We start from the raw sequence: 22,433 nt of genomic DNA on the forward strand, positions 1-22,433 counted from the left end.
CTGGCAGCAGAGAGGATGAAAACCATCATGGATAAACTGATATTTGGCATTATCGGCATGGGACGGATCGGGAAGATTCATGCCGAGAACCTGCTTAGGCTTCCGCAAGTGGAACTTAAGGCAGTAGCCGACCTTTACGCCGATAAATCCCTGCAAGACTGGGCATCCGCCCGAGGCATTTCTACGGTAACACGAGACAGCGCAGACCTGCTTGGCGATCCTGATATTCAAGCTGTCTTTATCTGCTCCCTGACAGACTCACATGTACCGCTTATCGTACAGGCCGCGCAGGCTGGAAAGCATATATTTTGCGAGAAACCGATCTCTCTGGACAGGGAGCAGACGCAGATTGCGCTTGCAGCCGTTCAGGAAGCCGGCGTAAGCCTGCAGATTGGATTCAACCGGAGATTTGATCATAATTTCCGGTGCCTTCAGGAACGGATAAAAGAGGGGGCTGTCGGTGATCTGCATCTGATCAAAATTACTTCCCGGGATCCAAGTCCTCCTCACGAGGAGTACATCGGCAAGTCCGGCGGCATTTTTATCGATATGACGATCCATGACTTCGATATGGCCCGGTTTCTGGCGGACTGCGACGTAGAAGAGGTATACGCTCAGGGCGCAGTCTTGGTGGATCCGGTATTTGCAAAATACGGCGATGTGGATACCGCAGTCGTGACTTTGAAATTTGCGAATGGAGCGCTGGGTGTGATTGATAACAGCCGTAAGGCTGCCTATGGATATGACCAGCGGGTAGAGGCCTTTGGCTCCTTAGGGTCCATATCCGTGCAGAACGATTATCCGAATACGCTGGAAATCAGTACGGCCGAGGGTGTGATGAGAGATAAGCCGCTCCATTTTTTCCTTGAACGCTATAATGAGGCTTATATTTTGGAGACTAAACAATTTGCCCAGAGTCTGCTTGCCGGCTCGGAAGTTCCCGTGAACGGTCAGGACGGTCTTCAGGCTGAACTGATGGCACTTGCCGCAAGGTGGTCCTTGAAGCTGGGAAGACCGGTGAAGCTCAGTGAGCTGGATATGCTTGAAGCTGAACAAGAGGCGGTGAAGCTATGAGCAGACTCCTCATTAAACCCCAGCTTCCGGATGAAGAGGGGAGGGTGCTTTGCATTACACCGGAATCGGCGGGCTGGGACTATGTCGGATATGAGATGTTCGAGCTGGCGCCGGGGCAGAAGCTGATCACGGATACAGGGGACAGGGAAGCCTGTCTTGTGCTTATTGAAGGAATAGCGGATGTTTCCAGCAGAGACTCGGATTGGAGATCCATTGGCGGGCGAATGAGCGTATTTGAGAACATCCCTCCTTATGCGGTATATGTTCCTTCGGAGGATTCCTTTGAAGTGACTGCCATCAGCGAATTAAAGCTTGGTGTATGCTGGGCTCCGGGATCCGGTACACTCCCTGCGCGATTGATCAGCCCGGATATGGTTGGTGTGGAGATTCGTGGGGAGGGAAGCACAAGGCGGCTGGTTCACAATATTTTGCCGGAATCGGAGGCGGCTGATAGCCTGCTCGTTGTGGAAGTGCTGACGCCAAACGGCAATTGGTCCAGCTATCCCCCGCACAAGCATGACCGCGATCTGCTGCCGGAGGAATCACTTCTGGAAGAAACCTATTATTTCAAAACACGGCCTGAGCAGGGTTTTGCTATCCAGCGTGTATACACAGATGACGGCTCTTTGGATGAGACGCTTGCCGTCGGTAGCGGCGAAGCGGTGCTTGTTCCCCGGGGCTATCACCCTGTTTCAGCGCCTCCCGGCTATGATGTTTATTATCTTAACGTGATGGCTGGCCCGACCCGGACCTGGAAGTTCTGCAACGACCCCAAGCATGCGTGGCTGATGCCTGCACCGGCACCCAAATAAGCAGCATCTGCAGCTGAACTACGGCATTGATCATAAAATCTATCCTTGCATGATATGCACAATGAAGACAGCGGATGAAATGACTGTTCTTAATTTGTGAGGCATAAACGAAAATTCGTTTATTAAGGGAGGATAATAATTTTGATCAGAAAAATGATGTCTGTCGTGCTGCTCGCTGCATTGGTCATAAGCTTCTCTCCAATGGTCCACCGTGCAAACGCCACCCCGACATATGCCGATTTGGCTGCGCATTGGGCACCTACCATTTACCAGGATGTAAATGAAACCTACGGTGTCCGTGCCGATTTTATGACCAAGTTCAATTATGACGGGGATTGGAGAGGGGACAACAACTGGGAGAACCTGTACAATTATCCGATCCTGCCGTCCGTTTATTATTCTGTTCGTGAGACGTTAACCCATTATTTCATCGAATATGACTTTTATTATCCGAGAGATGACGGCCCGATTAATCTTGAGCGGCATGAGCACGATCTGGAAGGGAGCATTTTTGTCATTCGCAAAGACGGCTCCACTTACGGTTCCCTTCAGTTAATGGAAACACAGGCGCATAATCACTGGTACCAGTACAGTAATGATTCCTCCATTACGAACGGAAGCGAAAATATTGACGGAGCCATTCCTTTAGATGGGCATAGGGCAAAGCTGTATATATCGGCCAATGGAATTGGGTCCGATGCCGGTCATGGCGTTAAGGCCTATGACGGCAGAGCGGCGAATGGCGGGGATGGGATTGTATTCAAGTATCAGAATGGAACCTCTGTGATGCCAACGGACACCTCCGGAAGCTACACGAACGTCTATGATTATGCTCTGATTACAATGGATGAGATATGGAACCGTCGTAACGATACCGGAGGAGCGGGGCATACTTTCAATACCTTTGGTTTCTTCCACGGAGATACGTATTCAAACAGCTCCTGCACGCTGCCTTGGACCAAGGATGATCCGGATGACGGTCCGCTATATAAGGGGATTTATTGGTCAGACCCGGCTTTCTTTATTGATACGCATCTGAATGGGTTGGGTAATTTCTCGCATACGTATGTCTATAATCCGTATTACTCGCACAAAATTTCGCTGCTGAACGTGACCAGCAAGGCGAATAAGGACCCGTCTAATGATGAAAGCGATGTGTACCTTAAGGTTAGCGTGAACGGTCAGGAGCATATCAATAACAAGCACTGGAAGGATAATCAGGCTCCGTTGAACGTCACTAAGGAAATCTACTGGGGCTATGAGCAGGCGGAGTTTGATAACCAGTATTCGGAACCATTCAACACCATTTATATCGCCGAACCGCAAAACTCCGTGGTCCGTATTGAGGTACTGGATAAGGACGGCACATCAAGCGATGATACAATGGGCTACCTCACAGCGAACCCTGCGCCAGGGCAGTCTGTGACCTGGACGAATACGCTGACTTCAACGGGAGAAGCTGCGGTATCTGCAGTGATTACGGCTTATTGAGTTCTATTACGTTCCCCTGTGAAGGGGAACCCGGGATAATAATTCATCGAATAGGGAAACCATAACCCTTACGCAAAAAGAGAAGGCCGATTTACGGCCTTCTCTTTATTATGCTGCCCTATTAAGCCTACCTTGCGGCCCGAACTATAGTCCTCTACGGACTTATTTGGCTTTATTCAGAACCGTAACTTTTAATTTCAGCTTCGTATCGCCAACCTTAATGATTACTTCGGCATCTCCCTTTTTGTCGGCAGTAATCGTATTTCCTTTGATCTGTACGATCTTGGAATCCTTTGTCGACAATACAGCCTGGGCCGTTACATCCTCGGTAAGAGGACCGTAAGATGCCTGCACAGATACGGTATGCTTCTCTCCCCGAACCAGTGTTACTTTTGTCTGATTAAGGGTGTATCCGCTAAATCCGTGCACGTTAACGACGGGAAGCTGCAGCTCCTCGCTGCTGGTCAGCAGCGGGAAATGAGCGGATACGGTATATTGATGCGTGCCTGCCGATGGAGCTGGAATCGTTACCTGAACGGGTGTCTCTCCTGTTCCAACTGCCTCGGCTACGACAGTGTCTCCTTCTTTTACGGTCACTGCAGCACCCTCAGTGGCGGCAACCGACAGCGTAAGGTCTGAGCCTTCCTTGACGTCGGTGGAAGAGAATTCAGCACTTCTGATTTCCGGTACTTCTGAAGGATCGATAACGGTATAGACCGATACTTCATCATAATGTGTAGTTGATACCCACAAAGGTGAAGTAAAGAGCACGAGCCGCATGGTGACGGCGTTATCAGGAACAACGGTTGTCATTTCGATAGGAAGCCAGCTGTATTGCGGTCCTTCCACATGCTTGTTCATAGCGGAAGTGATCGGAATAAGCTTGTTGTTCGCATCATAATAACGAACGCCAACGGAAGAGCGGCTGCTGCTGAATGGCGGATCATTCGGATTTGGTCTCGGGAATGAGCCGTTCAAGTACATATTGAAGTTAGCCATGTAAGTTCTTCCCGGAATGACCTGAAGCGGATCCGACATCAGCTCCGTTGTATGCGTGGTGCTTGCATCCACCAACTTCAGACTCTTGTCTCCTGTATATTTGTTGTCGTCCGTTACTGTTACAGACGACACACCCTCCGTGGCAGCTGTTACGGTCCATCCCGGAATGGAACCGTCTGCAGCTGCTTCCTCAAATCCGGAATTGTGAATATCGAGGTAATGCTTCTTAGGCTCCTCCGGTTGTTCGGGTTCTACCGGCTTCTCGGAAGGCGGGTATTTCAGAAGCTTTGTAGATTCAGCTACATATAAATTATCCTCACGGTCGAGTGTGAACAAGGAGGCTTTATCCTTAATCAGTCGGTAAGCCATCGTCTCCGGATCAATGACCACCAGCTTCTCGCCGGCATTGGAATAGAGTAAACCATCACTGCTGAACCGCTGATATACCGGACGCCATTTACCGAACGCTTTTACATCCGGATGAATGTTTCGGGATTTAACAATTTCGCGAGTATCCGGATCAAAGGCAAACACGATGCCGTTTGCAGCTGCCCAGATCAGTCCGTCCGGACCGAGCTGTAAGCCGCTGATCATCTGCAGGCTGCTGAGGCCCTCAAGCTGAGGTTCCCATTCATGGATCTTTTTCTTGCTGGCGACATCCCATACGAACAGCTTTGCCCGCATGCCTGTCGGAGCATTTCCAAGACCACCGGATATGGATGTCGAACCATAGATCAGGCCATCTTTGTATAATAGTCCAGTTATGCTCTGATCCTGTACAACATTCCGGAATACTTCAAATACAGGTTCACCGCTGGCCTCAGAAGCCGCGGGGTCATAAATGGTAAGGGCTCCACCGGTCTGGGAGTAGCCTGGAATCGTTCCGAGCAGGAGCTTGCCATCTCCTTCGGTAACAACGAATGGACGGTCTTGATCCTCACCGATGGAGAAGATCGTCTCCGGTCCGGTGCTGGTTGGCAGCGGTGTAGTCGTATCCCAGGCAGCTACTTCAGCTTTAGGATAAATGCCGAAGTACATCGTATCGCCGACATGACCGAGTCCCTCAGCCTGTCCAAGCGGGAATACGGTGAACTTTCCGGTTTCCGGATCATACTGGGCACCTTCCGAGTTCAGGTAAGTACTTATATAGAGCTTGCCATCTGGTCCTGTCTCCAGTGCTTGAAGATTGATGCCCTGTCCCTGAACGAGCAGCTTCATGGATTTCTGCTGTCCCGTGGCTGGGTCAGACAGAGTGATGCGCGCATTGAATCCAATGCTGACCATAGCTCCATTTGGGAAATCCGGCTGATTCGCAATATTCATCCACACGCTGTGCCGAATATTATTGTCAAAATCCAAGACTTCACGTTCACTAAAGTCAGACAGAGAGATTTCCCACATCTTGCCGTCTTTTTTGCTTGTGTATACCTTGCCATCCTTATACCCGACGGCAGCTTCAAGGCCGCGAATATTAGAGAATCCGGCGTCCGTCCATTCCTGCTTCTCCAGATCATAAACCTGGATAATGGAAGGGCCATTATAGAAAGCAAACAGATAGTTTTCATGAATATTCATACCGTATGCGAAGCCCATTTTGTCATATAGGCCCTTGTAAATCGCATCATCTGGGCTGCCCGGTAATCCGAGGCTCGTCTTGTCTGTCTGCGGATTGCTTGTGCTGATCTTCCAGACCCGTCCGTTAGTGGAGCCTGTGCCCGCGTAGAGGTAGCCGTCATAATAAGCCATGCTGCGAATGTAAGATTCATTGCTGTCTACCGGTGCGTTTAACAAGTCGGTAATCTCAAGCGTTTGCGCATCAATGCGGAAGACGCGTCCTTGTACGCTCTCTGAGTATATCCCGCCGTACACATTGCCTTCATCATCGGTGGTTAAAGACCAGATGGAGCTTGTGCCGGGAAGAGGAACACCAAGATCGGTTACCTCCTTGCTCTCTGGCGAGTATACGAACATCTTATGTGATGCACCGATAAATACGCGGCCATCCGGTGTTTTGACATGGTTCCAGGCATTCGATGCGCCCTGCAGCTTAAATTGGCGAAGGAGCTTTTCATTATCAATATCAAGAACGCTGAATGTGGCATAATCGCCGGCAGATGCACTGCCAGTTACAGTGGTATAAGCTACATTAACGCCATCCTCCTGACCGAATTCGGCGTCAATCGCTTGAGCCGTTTGAACCGGAGTGCCAAGATCGACAGGTTCGGTTGTCTTGTCAGTAGATGTCGAGGCTGCCGAGACCGGCAGGGGGGAGATGAACATCCCAATGATTAATGACATTGTTAGAATACATGATAATAAGATACTGATACGTTTGCGCATACTTAATTATTCCTCCCTCGTAAGTTGTTATAGCGTTTCGATTACATCCAACCCCCTTTATAACTGACTTGTGAGACTTCCTTTAAGGGTATTTGCAATTTATCCGCTAAGTAAAGAAAGGGTTTTCATAAATTTGTCAAAAATCTACATTGAAGAATATGGAGCGGGAGGAGCCCTTGATATAGAGCGATTCCTATAAATCTGAAAAATATAAAGGAATGGAAAAATCTAAATTGCTAAAACAGGCTGGCAGAAGATGGGTCATCTCCCTGAGTCTCTGATGAATAACCGGAAAAGTATCCGGGATTTCACGGACAAGGACGGCATCGGGAACTTCTGCAGCACATTAAAAAGCTCCCGGTCAGTGATCGGGAGCTTTAGCTTGCGGACTGTGCCTCATAGAGGTAAATTAATAGATCGTTTTAGGCGCGATTTTTATATTGCTGATCTGCAGCTTCATAAAGCTTCGTCTGCTCAAGGTAGCGCTTAGGCGCTTGGAAGGTGACGGTTACAACGCCGGGATGGCGTCCGATCTCAATTGAGCCTGTGATGGTAGCACGGTTCATAATCTCAGGGACCGACACGTTGAACAGTTTTGCTGCGCGTGCAAGTCCGTTATCGGTCGCAGCATTTAAAGTGGGGCCTGTTCCAATTACAGAAACAGGGAGTGACTCTTCCAGCTCTTGAAGTCCCCACTGGGCAGCGAGGGCCTCAGCGGAGCGTTTCTCTGCTGCGGTGAGCGGCTTGGCTGTATAAGGCAGGTCCTCTTCATTCGGCAGGAGGACAGGGCCTTCCAGATGGATGCCTTTAAGCACTTTGACCTGCAGATGTACAATTCCAGCGACATCCGCTGTATGGCCCGCGATTTCACCATCCCCTTGCATGGCATGCATGTCTCCGAGATAGACGCCACCGCCAGGAACCTTAACCGGACAGATGAGTGTAGCGCCAGCACGCACGCGGCTGATATCCATATGTCCGTCCGTACGGTGTTCGTCCAGCTCTTCCTGAGTCACTGCATATTGATGCGGTGCACCGATTAGAAATGACCCGAAATCGCCGGCGTTGTGAGAATCGGGAAGTGCCTTGGAAGGTGTTGTACCAAGCTGCCCCATGAAGGGGCGCATTCGTGCAACCATGCCGACGAGATCATGCGGTGCAAAGGTTACAATCGGATTTTGCACCGACGCATCCGGTGTACGCATGTAGTGTCTGCCTTTCCGTGCAATTTGCTCAGCCGCTTCCTTGGAAAGTGTTACACCAACCTGACCGTCTTCGTCAAATGTAATCGTATATCCATTCGTAAATACAAAAGGAGTGATGTCGCTATCGCAATGAGCACAGCGAATCGCCTCCTGCCCAATGCCTTTAATCACTGTTTCGGGATTCAGTGTTCCGCACTTTGGACACTTGCCCGCGACAAAGGGGTCCCCCAGAAACCGGCCTTCAACAGGTCTGTCATTACCAGACGCGGTAGCAATGGAAGTTACCTGGATTGATTTAATCTTAATGGCAATCGCGTCACCGACCTCTGCACCTTCGACATAGACTGGCTTCGTTACTTCATGTCCGCCCTTCAAGCAAGGGGTAATCATGGGACCCCAGCATCCTGGCGCCGTGTTGGCGACGATTTGTCCGCCGTCTTTGATCGGGCCGAGCATTTCTTGCTCAGGGTCCAGGATTCCATCCGTGAAGGAGTTGACGAATAATGTTTCTACTGCTTGCTTCATTGTTTAAGCCTCCTTTTGATATGTAAGTTGATGATGTACCTATATTATTTATTGTACTTGTGAAAATAGTTTCAAACGGTTAGTTAATAACCATAATATGTGAAAATCAAATGTATAATGATGGGTATGTTTTACAGGGGGGTGAGATGGATGAAGGCGATCTATAAGAAAACGATAAAAGCCCTAGCTTGGGGCGTGATTCACCTCACTTTGCTGATTTTTGTCCTCGTGTTTTTATTTGGGCTTATCTTTTTTGCTGGTGTTTGGTATAAGGAAAACTTTATGTAATGATTTAAGGCAATATAGCTCATGATTGGAAGTTCACGTTAGGGCTGTTTTCATGAAGAGAAGAATACAGGTTGCCATTTCCAAAAATAACGATTATCATATACATAGATTAACGATACATAGAATTACTAGGTATAGGAGGACAGATGACATTGGCGATTAATAAAGAGCTGCTTAAGGGAAGTACTGTGATCCTGCTGCTTAGTGTGCTGAGCCGGAAAGAAATGTACGGTTATGAACTAATCAAGGAAATTGAGAAGAGCTCGAATGGTGTGTTTATGATGAAGGAAGGGACGCTGTATCCCATCCTTCATACGCTTGAAGCGGAAGGGTGGCTCGAAGCGTACTGGAGCCAGCATGAAGGACGTAAACGGAAATATTACCGGATCACGGAGCGGGGGCGGGATCAGATCAGGGAGAAGAAGGAAGAGTGGGTCAGATTCCGAACCGCAGTCGATACCGTTATTGGAGAGGGGAGCTAAGTCGTGACACAACAAGAACCAAATGTCCGTCAGTTTCTGGACCATGTATGCCAGCATGTCAGAGCCAAGGAGCTTCACCCTGAGATTCGGGAGGAGATCAGCGGTCATATCGAGGAACGGGCGGAAAGCTTGCAGCTTGAAGGGTATACGAAGGAGACAGCTATCAAGGAAGCAGTAAAGCAGATGGGATCTTCCGAGGCCATCGGTAAAAGCCTGGATCATGCGCATCGGCCGCTGCCCAATTGGAGAATGCTTGCGATTATTGCCCTGATGGCTGTGATCGGTATATTGGCAGCGCTGAATATACAGATCTCCGGGTCAATGAACAATCATTATTCCAATCTGTTTGAGAGCAAGACCATGCTTACCGGAATTGGCCTGCTGGCACTTGTGGGATTCTATTTATCAGATTACCGGAAGCTGCTGAAATATGCTGATGCGATATTTTTGATGACCCTTGGTCTTATGGTGATGACGATATTGAATAGTACGGTGGTAAATGGATCTGGAGCGTATTTTCGAATTGGACCGTTAGTTATCAATACGATGGCACCTTCTCTTCTTCTCTTGCTTATGTCTTTGGCAGGTATGAAGTCAGGACGACATACGGGATGGCTCGAATTCATTACTCAATTTTGTTATAGAGGCGCAGTACCTGTGTGGCTGTTTAGTCTGGGCGGCTCCATGCCGCTTGCTCTGATTTATGTTATTGGGTATCTATTGATAACCTGGCATGCCAACAAAAAGAATATGAAGCAATGGTTTATCCTCGGTCTGCCTATCATTGGGGTGTTCGGCTTTATATTATCCCGGGTAGATCAAGTTCGTTATCGAATTTCTGCTTTTTTAAATCCAACACAAGGTGAGGATTATCAGTTGATTCAAACCGCTGAAGCCATACGCTCGGCCGGTTGGACCGGACACGGATTCGCTGCGCCGAACGAAATGCTTCCGTCTCTCCAGAGTGAGTCGCTGTTTCCATACCTCATTTACTGCTTCGGTTGGGGGGCTGCTATTGTTATTGGTTTGCTCGTCCTGCTGTTTCTGATCGAAATCTGGCGCATGAGCACTTCACTCCATGATCCGGCTGCCCAAAGAGTGACCATCGCATTTACAACCGTATTGGCGTTCCACATGCTGTGGCCTATACTGATGGCATTTGGCATGGTTCCATTTGCGAATATTGAACTGCCGTTTATGGCATATGGCGGCTCGACACAGATTTTATATTTTGCAGCTATAGGGATGGTTCTGTCGATGTACCGTCGTAAAAATATGCTGCCGAGCGCAGAGGTGGCGGCATAAAAATACTAAAATTATTATTGAAACAGAGGCGGCAAATTCAATCTGCACGCCTCTGTTTTGTGTTTTCTATCCGGAGGAGGATTAAGCGATGGTGCTCATTCTGTTCAGTTATATCGGACAGGCACGCTTTATTCTACGTTCAGGAAAGGAGGAAGGCTGTGATCAAAAAGAGAAGTATCAACAAGGTGAAAAACATGGGTGCTGGACCAATGTGCAATCAGCTTTAGCACGTCAAAGTATCGGGTGCAGCTCTGAAATAAGATGGATACGTTGGAGGTATAGCATGCTTACTAAATATATTGTGAGCCGTGATAATACTGTATACGAGGCTTTTCCCGCATTGGAAAAGACAGAAAAAGAGCATTTGATCTGTGTATTCCTGGAATGTGTTACGCATGGAGATCGCTCGAGAACACGCATTGTTTACACCAAGAGCATAGATAAGGGCCGTACTTGGGGGCCGAAGAAATGTTTGACGGAGAGCCTTCCGGATTCATCTCATTATGATGATTGCCCTAGCATTAAGCGACTTCGAGATGGACGGCTGGTCATTATCGTGAACAAGTGCCCGAGACAGCTTCCTGTTGGCACAAATATGGGGAATACCTCTTCTAGTTTGCTCTTTATCGGTGATCCGGACGGTGAAGTATGGAGTGAACCGATCCTAACGCCGGTAAAGGGAATCGTACCTGATACACTTGTGGAATTGGAGAGCGGGCGTTGGCTTGTATCCGCTCACTATAAAAGTGATGACCATGCGTTTTTGGAGCAGGTTCTCTGGTATACGGATGATGAAGGGAAGAGCTGGAGCGATAGAATTATCGTTGCGAGTAAGGAGGGTCTTCATTTATGTGAAGGAAGCATCTTGCCACTGCCGGATGGTACCCTTGTCACCTATCTGCGAGAGAATTCAAATATGGGCTGGGATGCGTACAAAACGATCTCTCATGATCAAGGATTAACTTGGGAAGGGCCGTATCCTGCACCCATTCCGGCATGTCATCGGCCTGTCGCTCGTATGCTCCATAGCGGACGTGTCTTTATCACCTATCGCTTTATGCAAGGAGGAAGCGGATGGCTCGGGAAATGGACGCAGAATTTTTTTGCTTGCATGACCGATGTGGAATCTGCTAAAGCGACCCGGCGAAATGACCAATGGTCCCGCATCTTTCCGATTGACTTTGACCGCAGTCCGGAATCCGATCTTGGTTATTCGGGCTGGGTTCAATTCAACGATGGTGAGATCTACATTGTGAATTATATTGTGGATGACGCACCGAATGCCCATATTCGCGGATATTCCCTGCGTGAATCGGATTTGCTGCTTTAGTTATAAGATAAGATGCTGCATTATATTCAATTAAGTAAGGCTTAATCCTTTATAGTCTTAGATCATTCCTGAAATTAAGATGGAAAAAAACGACCTGTCATTCACAATCGAATGACAGGTCGTCTATATGTTTTGCCGCTTATTAATTGCTTCCCCAAGTCCGCTCGCCTGTCAGGTACTTCTCGGTCAAAACAGACAGGAGCTGGATGCCAACCTCATTCTCCCCGCCTTCAGGGATAATGATATCCGCATATTTCTTGGATGGCTCGATAAATGCCTCATGCATCGGCTTAACTGTACTCAGATACTGATCGTGAACCGATTGAATCGTTCTGCCGCGATCCTCGATATCCCGGACTACCCGGCGGAGAATACGCACATCGGGATCCGTATCGACAAATACCTTGATGTCGAGAAGTTTTCGCAGATTTTCGTCAGACAGTACATGCAGGCCTTCGATGATGATAATATTCCTTGCCTTCAGCTCAAGCGTTTCCTCTTTGGAACGGGCGTGGATGGTAAAGTCATATACCGGAGCGTAAGCAGACTGCCCTGCTTTCAAGAGCCCTACATGCTCGATAAGAAGATCATTGTCAAAAGCAAAGGGGTGATCATAGTTGATCTTCTCGCGTTCCTCCAAGGTAAGATGAGGGTTGTCCTTATAATAATTATCCTGAGATATAAACGTAACTTTTCCGTGGCCAAGACGGTTAATGACGGAACGGGCTACTGTCGTTTTGCCGGAGCCTGTTCCACCGGCAATACCAATGATGAGCATGATACTATTTTAAACCTCCCTAAGGTTACGTGCTTTGCATTTCAGTATTTTAACATACTGTATGGGCTTTTTCACGCTAAGCTATGTAGAATTTGTGAGGGTATTATTCCCTTGTACTTAATAATATGAAATACTAATCTTATAACGAAAGGAGCGGACATTATGAGCACAGAACCAACTTTAGCTGATGTATTTAACGAGACTCCATACAAGGTTGCCGGTCATGGCAGCAGAGACGTTCAAGTATTGAAGCAGGCACTCGAATCATTCGATGGCTCTCTAAATAGCGACATGTATGGAAAAGGCAAGCTGATTGAAGATTTTCAGGACAAACTGGCGAACATACTCGGCAAAGAAAGTGCCGTGTTCTTCCCCAGCGGAACCATGGCCCAGCAGATCGCCCTTCGCATCTGGTGTGATCGGCAGGGGAACCGGAAAGTTGCGTATCATCCTTTATGCCACTTGGAGATCCATGAAGAAGACGGACTGAAGGAGCTTCATCATATTGAACCCGTACTGCTTGCAGATTCGGATCGATTAATTAACCTGGATGATGTGTTACATATGGACGACGATATCGCATGTCTGCTGCTGGAGCTGCCGCAGCGGGAGATCGGCGGACAATTGCCGGATTATAAGGAGCTTGAAGCGATATCCGCCTACTGCCGTGAGAAAGGGATCAAGCTGCATTTGGATGGAGCGAGATTATTTGAGATCGTGCCTTATTATGAGAAGTCGGCGGCAGAAATATGCAGCCTGTTTGATAGTGTGTATGTATCCTTTTATAAAGGAATCGGCGGAATTGCTGGTGCTATCCTTGCGGGGGAGAAGGCATTTACGGAAGAATCGAAGATATGGAAGCGCCGGCATGGCGGCGATCTGATCAGCCTGTATCCCTATATTCTGAGCTCGGATTACTACTATGATCTTAGAGTAGGGCGGATGGGTCAGTATTATGAGGAAGCGAAGGAGCTAGCAGCCTACTTTAACCGCTGTACAGCAGCAGCTTCCTTGCCGCTCACACCCGTATCGAATATGTTCCATGTTCATTTCGAACTGCCGAAAGAGAAGATGGAGCCTGTGCTCAAGGCTCTGTATCAAGAGACGGGTGTAGGATTAGTAGGATATCTAAATGAGAATAGCAACGGCGGCTGCTCCAGTGAGATTAGCATCGGCGATCGGTATGCGAATATACCGAAGGAGACTCTAAAGAAGGCGTTTCAGGTGCTGGATGAGAAGCTGACAGAATTGAAGAGTTCATAGTTGAACTTCATGTGATTGATTAGTAACATGCTTAATATTAAACGGCAAAAAAGCCTGTCACATCCTTCCGCTTGGGAAGCCGTGACGGGCTTTGCTGTTATCAATGATGGGTCCTGAACTACCGGGGCTGATGCTCTGCTTGTGACTGACCATGAACCTCGGTCGTGAACGTAAGGGATCCGGCGAGCAGAATCGCCTTACGCACAAAACTAATATAAAGAAGTCAGCATTTTTACACCTGTCCAATACGACTACCGAGACAAAAATGCAACCGCTGAAGAAAAGGCATGAGGGGTTAGCCCTCATGCCCAATCTCTCCGTAATGTAAACAGATCCTTCAGCTCGTCGGTCGACAGCTCGGTGATCCAGCCTTCGCTGCTGGAAATAACGTTGTCGCTGAGCTGCTGTTTGCTCTCCAGCATCTCATCGATTCGTTCCTCGAGGGTGCCGAGTGAGATGAATTTATGCACCTGCACATCCTTTGTCTGGCCCATACGGTACGCACGGTCGGTCGCCTGGTTCTCAACGGCCGGATTCCACCAGCGGTCGAAGTGGAAGACGTGGTTCGCTGCGGTCAGATTCAGACCGACTCCGCCTGCCTTGATCGACAGAATGAACACATTAGGCTGTTCGGACGGTGGCAGCGTCCGTGACTGGAATTGGTCAATCATGCGGTCACGCGCCGTCTTCGAGGTGCTTCCGTTCAGGTAGAGCACCGGCTCACCAAGCTCCTGCTGCAGCACCTGCTGCAGCATCTCACCCATACCAATGTACTGGGTGAAGATGAGGCACCGTTCGTCTTCCTCACGGAGTTCCTTAATCATCGACAGCAGGCGTTCGAGCTTGGCTGAACGGTTGATGATCGTCTCCGCATCCAGCATACGACCAGAGGCACTCGTAACCTCGGGAAGAGCTTCCTTGGTCAGGAGCACCGGATGATCGCACAGCTGCTTCAACTGCGTGAGCGCCGACAAAATAGCACCCTTACGCTCAATCCCCTCTAGCTTCTGCATACGCTCCATCAGCTGATTGACCGTCTGGTCATAGAGCGCGCCCTGCTCCGTCGTGAGATGAATATACGTCTTCATCTCATTCTTCTCCGGCAGATCCAGCTGGATCGCCGGGTCCTTCTTCTTGCGCCGAAGCATGAACGGCTTGACAAGCTTCTGCAGATCGGCGGTCTTTTGCTCATCATGATCCTTCTCGATCGCTTGAATGAAGCGGTTCGTAAAGGCCCTCAGATTACCGAGATACCCCGGATTAATGAAGTCGTATATCGACCACAGCTCAGACAGTCTGTTCTCAATTGGCGTACCGGTCAGGGCGATTCGATGCTTCGCCGGGAAGCTGCGGACCGCCATGGACTGCTTCGTCTGCGCGTTCTTAATGTTCTGGGCTTCATCAAGACAGATGGATTCCCATTTGAATTCTTTAAGCAGCTCCTGATCGAGCGTGGCTGTAGCGTAAGAGGTCAGGATAATGTCGGCCTCCATGGCTTCTGCCTGGAATTCCTCGCTGCTGTACCGCTTGCTTCCGTAGTGAAGCATGACCCGAATGGACGGGGCGAAGCGGCGCAGCTCCTTCTGCCAGTTGCCCAGAACGGAAGTCGGACAGATAAGAAGCGAAGGAAGTCTGGATTCCTGACCTTCGGTCGTTTCTTTCACATGCAGCAGATAGGTGATGAACTGAACGGTTTTGCCAAGACCCATATCGTCGGCAAGACAGGCGCCAAGCCCGAAGCGCCGCAGGAAGGAAAGCCATGCATATCCTTCCCGCTGATAGGTCCGAAGCTCTGCATGGAGTCCTTCGGGCACCGGCAGCTCAGGCCATTCGTTCTGCCGCTGAAGCTGGCTGATTAGACCGAGCAGATACTCATTGAGCTCAACCTCCAGCTTTATGCGCTCGGGGCCTTTTTCCTCCTCTTCTTGCTGTTGATCACCTTCTGGTGACTCATCATTACCGAGCAGGTGGAGATGGAGAATATCCTGAAAGGATAGACCTTGCGATGAATCCATCCCTGCCATGGCCTGGCGAATTTGCGCGACAAGGGCAGGGTCGAGCGCGATCCACTGCCCACGGAAACGAACCAACCGTTCGTTCCGGGCAACAAGATCTGCGAACTCGGCTTCGGTAAGGCTGGTATTCCCGATAGCAATCCGCCAATCGAAGTTGACGATGGAATCCAGGCCGAAGAGGGAGCTGCCCGCCGTGCGTTCACGGCCCTCGCCGGAGCGAACCTTGGCGCGAAGCTTCGGCTTCTTACGCGTAGCCGCTTCCCACCAAGCCGGGAGGAGCACCTGCCAGCCTGTCTGCAGAAGACGCTGGCTGTCCACCGTCAGGAAGTTCCATGCCGCTTCGTCGGACAGCGCCGAGCTGATCACATCCTGGCTGTGGCCCTCCAGCATATGTGCCGGAAGTGCGCCTCGCAGACGCTCCAGCCAGCCGGCGGAGCGCTCCACCACATGAGGCGTCCAGTGTGCCGGCCATGTTCCAAAGGCATGGCCTTCTTCTGTCAGCCGAACCGGACAGAGCAGAGCGGGATCGCGCTTGTCCTGAAGGACAAGCTTGAGCCGCCACTCGAATTCTTCTTCGTCCGGTTCCAGCAGCTGAAGTACAGGGCGGAAGGGAGCCGTATCCGGCTTCCATCCGATAGCAATCAGCCAGGACTGCGCATCCATTCCGGCTGCTGCTGTACGATCCTTGGCGAAGAGAAGGGGATATTCACGGCGCAGATCTGAGGCTTCCGCTTCGGTTCCATAACAGCGGTTAAAGACAGATGCAGAGAATGCTGCCTCTAAACCTTCTCCAAGCAGGGGGTCTTCCACCAACTGAGACAATATCTCGCGGCCCGCGGGATCCATCGCCTCCGGGTCCCATGTCCACTGGAGCTTTCCTGCCTGATAGGCGGTAAAGCTGGGCATGAAGGCTTTTTGCTCAATGCATTCATTAAGCATCGGAGCAAGCTGAACGAAGGGCGCGCTTTCCTCTCCCCACACCCATTCGATGTGACTCAGCAGCTTGATATCGGCAAAGAATGGAATGACCTGCTCGGCAGGCAGCACCACAAGCTCAACATCCTGAACCTGCTGAACCTCCAGTTCCGTGCCGTAAAAGGATTCCTCATGCCACGCGAACAAACGCTGCTTTAAAGTCTGGCCCGGCAGATAACCCTGCATCAGGGTGGAGCCATAGATGAGCGCATCTCCATAAGCGCTTAGTGTGATTTGGACGTTGATCGTTTCGGTATGTCGGCTCATGATATCAGTTTTCCTCTCCGAAGCTCCTCCTGAAGTGCGCGAAGGCGGCTGTGCCGCTCGGAAAAGGCGGTAATAAAGTTCTCCCAGCGTTCTTCCTGCTTCAGTTTTTTGTACAGCTTGGCTAATCGTTTCAGCAGCTTGACTGCTGATTTATAACTGGATCTGTTTTTCTGAAGGATATACCTTTCCACAGCCTGGTGAAAAAAAGGCAGCAGCAGCTCTGGCGCATTCTTCTCAATCGGCTGCAGGACGCTGACCCGGAACTCCAGCGGTTCTCTGCCTGTACTCAGCTGGTAATCCATCCACTCCTGCCATTTACCGTGGGCCAGCAGTGTTTCTTGATAAATGTCCTTGGAATAAGGGAGCATGTCCACAAGCGTATTCCAGAGATGCTGTTCCGCTTCCGGCTGCTCCTGCACAACCTGATCCCAGTAGGCCATATAGCTTTTGAGATTATGATTGCGGTAGCTGGCCAGTAACGGGCCCGTCTCGGTCAGCCACTTCGACAGACGTGTCCAATCTTCAGCATGGGAGAGCATATTCAGAAAAAACATCAGCTGTTCCGGCTGGATATAAAGCGCCTTGTCAGCAGCACGCAGCAGTTCAAAGGCCTTATCATCCTGCAAAAGATAAAAGTGCATCAGGCTCTGGGCAAGCATGCCCGCCGCTTTGGAATAGGCATTCCCAAGCTCTGTTTCTGCGGATTGCAAATGCTCCAGCTCTTCAGTGTAGAGACGGGTATCACCTTCAAGAGGGTGTATCCCGAATGTCCACAGCTGATTGTATATATTGGAGAAGAAGGGATGATAACGTGATTCGGTCAGCATTTTTCCCCTTAGGTAAGACAACGTTTCACTTACTCGAGGTGAATACACGCTCTCTCCTGGAATGGAGAGCTCCCCGGAAGCGAAGCGTTGATTTATATCCTTCTCGATGTCGTCCGCGGCAATCTGAACATGATAGCCAATGAAAAGACCGGAGCCAATTCCCTGGTTCGGAGGCTGCTTCACCAGCTTGTCGAGCACAAACAGCCGGGCATGAAGCTCAAACAGCGTATCCATTACACCGGTAAGCGAAGGCTTGATACTGAGGATGGCCTCAAGAGCATTGTGGGAGTACAAGGAGTTTAAGGTGCGGATTCCTAGTGTTGAAACGCATTGACCGAACAGCTGATGCCAGGAAGAGACCGGCATATCCTGCAGATGCCGGGCCTGCTCACGGATCGCCTGGTAAGGGCCTGACGGATTGCCGGAAGCAGCTCCAGCCCCGGCAGATCCGTTACTCCCAGAAGCAGCACCTGATTCAGTGGAGGATGTTTCCTCGTGCCGGATCAGGTAGGTCGTATGAGCATTCACAAGTGCATGAACAGACCGTCCCTGCTTGCTCGCCGCCTCCAGCAGGACCGCAACCATATGCTTGCACTTATGTCTGACCGGGCAGGTGCAGCGGCTGTCATCCAGTGTTCCGGGAACCAGATCGACCTTGTAATCATCTGTTCCTTGAACGATCGCTTCGATGTGATCGTCATTTGGCATGTGCAAGGGCCCAACCTTGCCCTGCTTGTAATATTGAAATCCGCGTTTGATCGTCAGATCACTAAAGTACGCGGCTGTATTGTGTATGAGTGTCTGCCACTCTGTATCATCCAGCGGCTGGATAAGGTTCATGGTGAATCCATCTCCTGAAAACGAATAGTTTTATGGACTCTAGCCTACCATATCCAGTCTTCTATATAAATAAGTTGGCAGAGAAAGGCATGACATTTATGGAATATAAGGTATGATGAAAAATATGGTGATAAGACTGTTATGCGTATGTAATCTCCATGTGGGCGGCGCTGCGAATCAATTAGATTTCGGCCTACCGTCTGATTGTGGAATAGAACGGTGATTTAACAAGCCCCGGGAGCCGGGGCTTTTGTGTCTTTATTATGATGCGCGATGATACAGCCACTCAAAACGGCCGATTTCGCTTTTCGTCTATGTAGAGCTCCAAGGCTGTTATCGCCCGGATTAATAGTTTAATGAGAAGATAAAGTGCATATAAACCGAGCAGAGCAAAAAGCCCTTGTACAATAAGAAACAGAACCGGCCACAACCCGAACGTGAAATAAGTGAGATCCATATTCATTACACCTCCTTCTGGATTCCTCTTTATAAATAGACAATCAAATCTGTATAAAAGTTTGACCTATTCTAATATTCAGGAGATGAAATCCAGCTTCAGTATAATTAATTGATTCTCACATTCCTGGCCTCTCGAAACTTTACCGGGGTCATGCCATACTTCGCCCGAAAGACCCGGTGAAAATACGAATAGCTGGCAAAGCCGCAGGTCTCTGCAATTTCCTCAAGGGTCATCGAGCTGTATTTGATTCGTTCAACCGCAGCATTCAGCCGGATTTCCTGGGCATACTGGATCATGGTCTTGCCGTACGTGGCCTTAAACAGCTGGACGGCACGGGACAGGCTGAGTCCGACATGTGCGGCAGCCTCCTCAAGTTTAAAGGTCATGATAGCATGCTCCTCAATGAATCTCTTCAAGCGTAATGCTGTGAATGCGGAACGATCTGCAGGCTTGGTTTCGGTGATCAAGCGGTCCAGATAAATACATAATCCCCGCAGTAAATATCCGGTCAATTCCGGATCCTCTTCAGGCCCGCGGTTCTTCTCCAGCAGCAGCAGCCGCCATATACCGAGCAGATGGTCATCAATGCTGATCCGGTTGACCTTAGGGCGCTTTATGCGTCTCCACCAGGCATCGATCCAGGAGCCGTCGCAAAAAATATAATAGTCCCCGCTCGAAATGCGCCCATCACTTTTCTCTTCGTGGATATACAATTCATAGTCATCCCCGGGTTTAAGAAGCAGCAGATCTCCTGCCTGCAGATGATAGTCTTTGCCGCTGGATTTGACCGTACAAGAACCTTCGGTCTGGAGCCGGAATAAGTAATTGGTTAAACCGTTTCTGTAACTGTTGCTATAAAGCACAGTGTGATAGGAATAACCGCAAATGAGTAGCCTAGCCTCTGTCATGATGTTCCTCCCAAAATAAAAAACAAGCAGATAGTTCATGTTCTAACCATATAGTTTATTCTCATATCAGCTAACTGTCATGTATGATGGTATCAGATTGAGCAATGAAAATAAACATTGAATAGAGGTGTCCTTTCATGAGAAGGATGGGGATCGGCTTACAAATGTACACACTGCGTGAAGAGACGGCGCAGGACTTTCGGGGAACACTCCGCAAAGTAGCGGAATTAGGATATGAGGGCGTTGAATTTGCAGGCTATGGGGATATTCCAGCAGACGAAATGAAAACGATTCTACAGGAGCTTGGGCTGCAGGCAATCGGAAGCCACGTAGGGCTTCATCTCCTTCGTGAAGATTTACAGAAGGAGATTGATTATTTAAAAACAATTGGTGCCAAGTATATGATGTGTCCGTATGTTGCACTAGAGGATCGCTCAAGCGCTGAGGATTGGAGAAAACTGTTCGTGTTTCTGGAGGAAGTCGGAACCGAGGTGCGTAAGCAGGGATTAGTTTTCGGGTATCATAACCATGCGTTTGAATTCGAAGATCAAGTAGGGAATGCATTCGCTTATGACGCGTTGTACGAAGCTACTTCCCCGGAGGCCGTTCAGGTGGAGATGGATGTATGCTGGATACAGTACGCAGGCCAGGATCCGCTTGTCTATATTCCGAAATATGCAGGCCGTCTGCCGCTTCTCCACTTGAAAGATTTCAGTGTAGATGATCAAGGCGAAATGAAGACGCTTGAGCTGAGCCAGGGCAATGTAAACCTGCCTGCTGTAATCAAGGCTGCTTCGGATGCAGGGACACAGTGGTTAATTGTGGAACAGGATGTATGCCAGAATCCTCCATTTGAAAGTATATCTAATAGCCTCAATTGGGTGAAGAACCATTATTTGAATCAGTTTTAGAACGTGGATAGATCGAATCCTAATTTGATAGATATACCAGTTTGAAAATGATACAAAGTTAGTTATCCCGTTTAATTTTTTTATATAAATGATCCATTGAAATGATTTATGAATGTTAAAGGAGACGTGCAGACATGAACAAAATTAAAGTAGCCGTACTTGGCTGCGGTGCGATTGCCCAGCGTAGACATATTCCTGAGTATGCTTCTAATGAACATGTAGAGCTGGTTGCTTTTGCGGACCCGAATAAGGAAAGAGTAGAAGCAGTAGCCCGCGAGTACGGCGGAAAAGCTTATACCAACTATGAAGAATTGCTTAAGAACGAGAAGCTGGATGCCGTTAGCGTATGCTCACCCAACTATTTGCATGCTCCGATGGCCATTGCAGCTGCGAATGCCGGACTTCATGTATTGGTTGAGAAACCAATGGCTGCTTCGGCTGAAGAAGGGCAGGAAATGATCGACGCAGCCCGCAAAAACGGTGTCTACCTGATGATTGGTCATAATCAGCGTTTGATGCCGCCGCATGTGAAGGCTAAGGAGATTCTGGATTCCGGCAAGCTTGGCAGAGTACTTACATTCCGTACTTCCTTCGGCCATGGCGGACCAGAGGGCTGGAGCCTGGACGGCCGGGAAAGCTGGTTCTTCCAGAAAAATAAAGCGATTATGGGAGCAATGGGAGATCTCGGTGTCCACAAATCGGACTTTATCCGTTATCTGCTTAACGATGAAGTCGCAGAGGTGGCAGGCTTCATCAGCACGATTCACAAGGATGGAACGGATGTGGATGATAACGCCACTTGTATTCTCCGCATGGAAAGCGGCGCAGTCGGAACGCTGATGGCGAGCTGGACACAGTACCGTTCAGGCGATAACAGTACAGTATTGTGGTGTGAGAACGGAGTCATGAAGATCGGTACCGTCGAAGGAGACGAAGTCATTGTTGAGCTGACGAACGGTACGATAGAGACCTATAAAGTCGGCGCAATGGCAACGAATGAGAAGCAGGTTCCAAGCGGCGTCATTGATGAATTTGTGAATTGTATACTTACGAACACACCTCCGTCCATTTCTGGTGAGGAAGGCCTGCGTTCGCTGAAAGTGATTCTGGCGGCGTTCGAGTCCCAGGAAACAGGTAAAATCGTAAAACTGTAACGATCAACACAAAAAGCGAAAAGAGCCATATACATATATGACTCTTCAGAATGTTGAGAAGGAGCTGTCCATGCAGCTCAAGCAAGTGCAAATAGGCATGGCGGTGTCAGGAAGGTTATCCCGACACCGCCATGCCTTTATTTTATGGGTGTTTTATGGATATGCACGAAGAGCGGAGGGGACG

At 49.2% G+C, this 22,433-nt stretch carries 17 protein-coding genes; 10 read left to right on the forward strand and 7 right to left on the reverse strand.

Translation table 11 applies throughout. The features are described from left to right. Nucleotides 1–27 precede the first annotated feature (27 nt). From iolG to BN1234_RS01440, 3 genes are all read left to right on the forward strand, one after another. The gene (gene iolG / locus BN1234_RS01430; protein ID WP_054954879.1) at nucleotides 28–1,074 is read left to right on the forward strand and encodes an inositol 2-dehydrogenase; all 1,047 of its coding nucleotides are present in this window, start codon (nucleotides 28–30) and stop codon (nucleotides 1,072–1,074) included. After that, the gene (gene iolB, locus BN1234_RS01435) at nucleotides 1,071–1,886 is read left to right on the forward strand and encodes a 5-deoxy-glucuronate isomerase (protein WP_054954880.1); all 816 of its coding nucleotides are present in this window, start codon (nucleotides 1,071–1,073) and stop codon (nucleotides 1,884–1,886) included. The genes iolG and iolB overlap by 4 nt, the downstream gene beginning before the upstream one ends. A gap of 141 nt (nucleotides 1,887–2,027) precedes the next feature. Beyond that, nucleotides 2,028–3,377 (forward strand): C2 domain-containing protein, encoded by a 1,350-nt coding sequence (locus tag BN1234_RS01440; protein WP_054954881.1) that lies wholly within the window; start codon nucleotides 2,028–2,030, stop codon nucleotides 3,375–3,377. A 162-nt stretch (nucleotides 3,378–3,539) separates the two neighbouring features. Here BN1234_RS01440 and BN1234_RS01445 read toward each other — a convergent pair whose 3' ends face one another. Together BN1234_RS01445 and BN1234_RS01450 are read right to left on the reverse strand one after the other, a co-directional pair. Beyond that, complete coding sequence (locus BN1234_RS01445) at nucleotides 3,540–6,716, reverse strand: hypothetical protein (RefSeq protein WP_054954882.1); 3,177 nt, start codon at nucleotides 6,714–6,716, stop codon at nucleotides 3,540–3,542. A gap of 422 nt (nucleotides 6,717–7,138) precedes the next feature. Next, entirely contained in the window at nucleotides 7,139–8,446 is a 1,308-nt protein-coding gene (locus tag BN1234_RS01450) for an acetamidase/formamidase family protein (protein WP_054954883.1), read from the reverse strand. Between the two features lie 150 nt (nucleotides 8,447–8,596). On the opposite strand from BN1234_RS01450, the gene BN1234_RS22110 reads away from it, so the two are divergent. From BN1234_RS22110 to BN1234_RS01465, 4 genes are all read left to right on the forward strand, one after another. After that, the gene (locus tag BN1234_RS22110; protein WP_156337100.1) at nucleotides 8,597–8,734 is read left to right on the forward strand and encodes a hypothetical protein; all 138 of its coding nucleotides are present in this window, start codon (nucleotides 8,597–8,599) and stop codon (nucleotides 8,732–8,734) included. Between the two features lie 152 nt (nucleotides 8,735–8,886). After that, nucleotides 8,887–9,216, forward strand: coding sequence for a PadR family transcriptional regulator (locus tag BN1234_RS01455; protein WP_054954957.1), 330 nt, complete (start codon nucleotides 8,887–8,889; stop codon nucleotides 9,214–9,216). 3 nt (nucleotides 9,217–9,219) lie between these two features. After that, nucleotides 9,220–10,521, forward strand: a complete 1,302-nt coding sequence (locus tag BN1234_RS01460; RefSeq protein ID WP_054954884.1) for an FtsW/RodA/SpoVE family cell cycle protein — start codon at nucleotides 9,220–9,222, stop codon at nucleotides 10,519–10,521. Nucleotides 10,522–10,804: 283 nt separating this feature from the next. Beyond that, nucleotides 10,805–11,851 carry a sialidase family protein gene (locus tag BN1234_RS01465; protein WP_054954958.1) on the forward strand — a complete coding sequence of 349 codons (1,047 nt, stop codon included), beginning with the start codon at nucleotides 10,805–10,807 and terminating at the stop codon, nucleotides 11,849–11,851. A gap of 142 nt (nucleotides 11,852–11,993) precedes the next feature. Here BN1234_RS01465 and udk read toward each other — a convergent pair whose 3' ends face one another. Further along, nucleotides 11,994–12,629 (reverse strand): uridine kinase, encoded by a 636-nt coding sequence (gene udk / locus BN1234_RS01470; protein ID WP_054954885.1) that lies wholly within the window; start codon nucleotides 12,627–12,629, stop codon nucleotides 11,994–11,996. A gap of 162 nt (nucleotides 12,630–12,791) precedes the next feature. Here udk and BN1234_RS01475 point away from each other — a divergent pair, with 162 nt between their 5' ends. Next, entirely contained in the window at nucleotides 12,792–13,892 is a 1,101-nt protein-coding gene (locus BN1234_RS01475) for a threonine aldolase family protein (RefSeq protein WP_054954886.1), read from the forward strand. A 302-nt stretch (nucleotides 13,893–14,194) separates the two neighbouring features. Here the strand turns inward: BN1234_RS01475 and BN1234_RS01480 are convergent, their stop codons facing one another. From BN1234_RS01480 to BN1234_RS01490, 4 genes are all read right to left on the reverse strand, one after another. Next, the gene (locus tag BN1234_RS01480) at nucleotides 14,195–17,149 is read right to left on the reverse strand and encodes a DEAD/DEAH box helicase (RefSeq protein ID WP_054954887.1); all 2,955 of its coding nucleotides are present in this window, start codon (nucleotides 17,147–17,149) and stop codon (nucleotides 14,195–14,197) included. After that, complete coding sequence (locus BN1234_RS01485) at nucleotides 17,146–18,816, reverse strand: SWIM zinc finger family protein (protein WP_054954888.1); 1,671 nt, start codon at nucleotides 18,814–18,816, stop codon at nucleotides 17,146–17,148. Before BN1234_RS01485 ends, BN1234_RS01480 begins: the two co-directional genes overlap by 4 nt. A 286-nt stretch (nucleotides 18,817–19,102) precedes the next feature. Beyond that, complete coding sequence (locus BN1234_RS22390; protein WP_170307958.1) at nucleotides 19,103–19,279, reverse strand: hypothetical protein; 177 nt, start codon at nucleotides 19,277–19,279, stop codon at nucleotides 19,103–19,105. A 101-nt stretch (nucleotides 19,280–19,380) separates the two neighbouring features. Next, the gene (locus BN1234_RS01490) at nucleotides 19,381–20,184 is read right to left on the reverse strand and encodes an AraC family transcriptional regulator (protein ID WP_054954889.1); all 804 of its coding nucleotides are present in this window, start codon (nucleotides 20,182–20,184) and stop codon (nucleotides 19,381–19,383) included. 137 nt (nucleotides 20,185–20,321) lie between these two features. Between BN1234_RS01490 and BN1234_RS01495 the strand changes: the two genes are divergently transcribed. Next, nucleotides 20,322–21,095, forward strand: a complete 774-nt coding sequence (locus BN1234_RS01495; protein ID WP_054954890.1) for a sugar phosphate isomerase/epimerase family protein — start codon at nucleotides 20,322–20,324, stop codon at nucleotides 21,093–21,095. Between the two features lie 134 nt (nucleotides 21,096–21,229). Beyond that, the gene (locus tag BN1234_RS01500; protein WP_054954891.1) at nucleotides 21,230–22,249 is read left to right on the forward strand and encodes a Gfo/Idh/MocA family protein; all 1,020 of its coding nucleotides are present in this window, start codon (nucleotides 21,230–21,232) and stop codon (nucleotides 22,247–22,249) included. The last annotated feature ends 184 nt before the right edge of the window (nucleotides 22,250–22,433 follow it).

Source organism: Paenibacillus dakarensis, assembly GCF_001373415.1.
In the GTDB taxonomy this organism is placed as follows: Bacteria; Bacillota; Bacilli; order Paenibacillales; family Paenibacillaceae; genus Paenibacillus_AQ; species Paenibacillus_AQ dakarensis.

What these genes read in the sequence shown, in the direction of transcription:
- iolB (WP_054954880.1), top strand. Translation starts at nt 1,071, where the DNA reads ATGAGCAGACTCCTCATTAAACCCCAGCTTCCGGATGAAGAGGGGAGG.
- BN1234_RS01485 (WP_054954888.1), bottom strand. Translation starts at nt 18,816, where the DNA reads ATGAACCTTATCCAGCCGCTGGATGATACAGAGTGGCAGACACTCATA.
- BN1234_RS01500 (WP_054954891.1), top strand. Translation starts at nt 21,230, where the DNA reads ATGAACAAAATTAAAGTAGCCGTACTTGGCTGCGGTGCGATTGCCCAG.
- udk (WP_054954885.1), bottom strand. Translation starts at nt 12,629, where the DNA reads ATGCTCATCATTGGTATTGCCGGTGGAACAGGCTCCGGCAAAACGACA.
- BN1234_RS01445 (WP_054954882.1), bottom strand. Translation starts at nt 6,716, where the DNA reads ATGCGCAAACGTATCAGTATCTTATTATCATGTATTCTAACAATGTCA.
- BN1234_RS01495 (WP_054954890.1), top strand. Translation starts at nt 20,322, where the DNA reads ATGAGAAGGATGGGGATCGGCTTACAAATGTACACACTGCGTGAAGAG.
- iolG (WP_054954879.1), top strand. Translation starts at nt 28, where the DNA reads ATGGATAAACTGATATTTGGCATTATCGGCATGGGACGGATCGGGAAG.
- BN1234_RS01490 (WP_054954889.1), bottom strand. Translation starts at nt 20,184, where the DNA reads ATGACAGAGGCTAGGCTACTCATTTGCGGTTATTCCTATCACACTGTG.
- BN1234_RS01480 (WP_054954887.1), bottom strand. Translation starts at nt 17,149, where the DNA reads ATGAGCCGACATACCGAAACGATCAACGTCCAAATCACACTAAGCGCT.
- BN1234_RS22390 (WP_170307958.1), bottom strand. Translation starts at nt 19,279, where the DNA reads ATGAATATGGATCTCACTTATTTCACGTTCGGGTTGTGGCCGGTTCTG.
- BN1234_RS01450 (WP_054954883.1), bottom strand. Translation starts at nt 8,446, where the DNA reads ATGAAGCAAGCAGTAGAAACATTATTCGTCAACTCCTTCACGGATGGA.
- BN1234_RS22110 (WP_156337100.1), top strand. Translation starts at nt 8,597, where the DNA reads ATGAAGGCGATCTATAAGAAAACGATAAAAGCCCTAGCTTGGGGCGTG.
- BN1234_RS01465 (WP_054954958.1), top strand. Translation starts at nt 10,805, where the DNA reads ATGCTTACTAAATATATTGTGAGCCGTGATAATACTGTATACGAGGCT.
- BN1234_RS01475 (WP_054954886.1), top strand. Translation starts at nt 12,792, where the DNA reads ATGAGCACAGAACCAACTTTAGCTGATGTATTTAACGAGACTCCATAC.